We start from the raw sequence: 2,241 nt of genomic DNA on the forward strand, positions 1-2,241 counted from the left end.
ACCGGCTTCCGTTAAAAGTTGCTTTGCTTTTTGGAGATCAAGTTTAAAGGGTTGTCCCTCTTTTTCATCCAAAGCTCCAAGATTACCAAGAGGAATAAAACTTGCACGTGGAATACCAACATCTTTGAGAAGAGTCTTACCGAGTCCTTCATAGTCAATAAGATAACGCATCGCTAAACGCACTTTTTCATTGGAAAAAATTGGATTTGTCACATTGAACCCCCATATGATCACGGATGGCTCTAACACTCTTTCAACTTTAATATCCGTTGTTGCTTGGAGATCTGCCAAATCCTCTGGCATCAGATTACGTGCAACATCGATATCGTGTTTTTGCAATAATAAACGTTGTGTTCCAGGTTCCGCAACATGGCGAATTAAAATCTTCTTCAATTTAGGCGCCTCCCCCCAATAATTGGAGCTTGCACGCAACAAAATTCCTTCTCCAGGGCGCCAACTCTCTAGCTGATAAGGACCAACACAAGCAGAATGGCTTGCCAAATACCGGTTTCCCATATCACCATTTTTTTCGTGTTTCATGAGTGTTTCACGATCAAGCAAAGCAAGAGTACGACTAGTGGCAAAATGGCTAAGAATGAGCTCTGCTGGATAAGGTTTATCAAATTTCATCACAACCGTTTTGTCGTCCGGTGCTTGAAAAGCCTCATCAACGTTTTGTTCTGTAATCCCATATTCATTAAATGTCGCCGCAGTAGCCATCTTCAATTGAACAACCCGCTTCATGCTCCAAATAAGATCATTGGCATTCGCAGGACGACCATCGTTGAACTTCAAACCATCACGCAAATGAAAAGTAATCACCGTACTCTGATCATCACTTGAAACATCCCAACTCTTCGCTAAAGAAGGAACCATTTTAGCAGCATCATCTGTAGCAGAAACGACTAAATTATCACAAACATTAACAAGAACTTCATTACCATAACGGTCATTGATTTGTGCGGGATCAAATGTACTTATTGTATCAAGATTCCAAGCCATCACAAGCGTATCGGCAGGTGTTTTCGCTGAAACTTGTTGCACAAACATCCCCATTGCAAGAACAGCAGAAACAAAAGAACTGCCCTTTTTCAATATTTTTCTTTTCCCGTTCATAGAATTTTCCTTTTAAGATTTAAGGTTATTGTATAACTTCCCATGTGACAACATGCAAAAATGATAAGATCATGCTTAGAAAACACGCCTCCTAGAGGTAAAATATCAAAATCTCTAAAAGCAGCAGCCACTTTTCAAAAGCTCCTTCCCTCCCAAATACGTATAGAACAAACGAACATATGCAACGCAAAACGATCTGATTAAAATGAAGCTATCACGCACGATAGCACACGACATCACGGCACTTATAATTCAGAGCATATCAGACCAAAATCCTTCCTTGCTTCATTAAAAAGATTTCTTTTTCAAGTTTCTTCTTGCGATTTTCTAAAAAGTATCATCAAAGCGCTACTCTAATTGCTTCAAAAGCCTCAAAACAATTTGATATTTTGATGATCCTGAATAAATTTTTTCGTAACCATTTTCACCCTTCTTCAGAAGAAAATTCGAACTTTATTATAACTCCGTATCAAATAACAGCTTCGAACCTATAGATTATCATATTTTAAGTCATAAGGAATGTAACCTGAGGTATGAGAAGAGTAGCTTGATGTTTCCCCACGTACCGGCATACAACAGTTTTTCTCACCAAAACATTTTATAAAGTCCCCATTTTTTCAGAAACACTAAATTTTGCTTTATTCGTTACACCTGTCTTTTGCAACAAACAAATTTATTACTTTTTATACATATAAATTGAAATATCAAATATTAATATCTATATACGTAGAATTTATCGAAATAAATAACCTCTCTTCCCAATAGAATGTTTTGAAACAAAATTCTCTACACAACATGGTAATCCATTCCCGATAGAATTCAACGTATTGCAAAGTATTAAAGAGCTTTGCAATACATCAAATATATCATGACCATGTTTTTTTATATTTTATAAACCTGATACCTTTTTATTTTTCAATTGCACTATAAAAAATACGTGGTGCACTATTCCAAACCCATTTTTTGACATCAGGTGTCATCGCTACAGAAACATATGTCTGATAGATAAAAGCATAAGGTCCTTTCTGCATAAAATCACGTTGTAAATCAGCATACATTTGCGCCCGTTTTTTGGGATCTTTTTGAAACAACGCATCTTGAACCTTTTGATTCATAGTTTCATCC

The 2,241-nt window shown here is 36.6% G+C and carries 1 protein-coding gene and 1 pseudogene; both read right to left on the reverse strand.

The window, feature by feature from the left end:
* A partial coding sequence (locus tag ACFIMC_RS05150) for an ABC transporter substrate-binding protein (RefSeq protein ID WP_375683804.1) occupies window positions 1-1,116 on the reverse strand: 1,116 nt, incomplete at its 3' end.
* Between the two features lie 908 nt (window positions 1,117-2,024).
* Window positions 2,025-2,241: pseudogene (locus ACFIMC_RS05155) on the reverse strand (ABC transporter substrate-binding protein); the annotation flags it as partial.

It is taken from the genome of Bartonella sp. AP21QHHD (assembly GCF_042196205.1).
In the GTDB taxonomy this organism is placed as follows: Bacteria; Pseudomonadota; Alphaproteobacteria; order Rhizobiales; family Rhizobiaceae; genus Bartonella.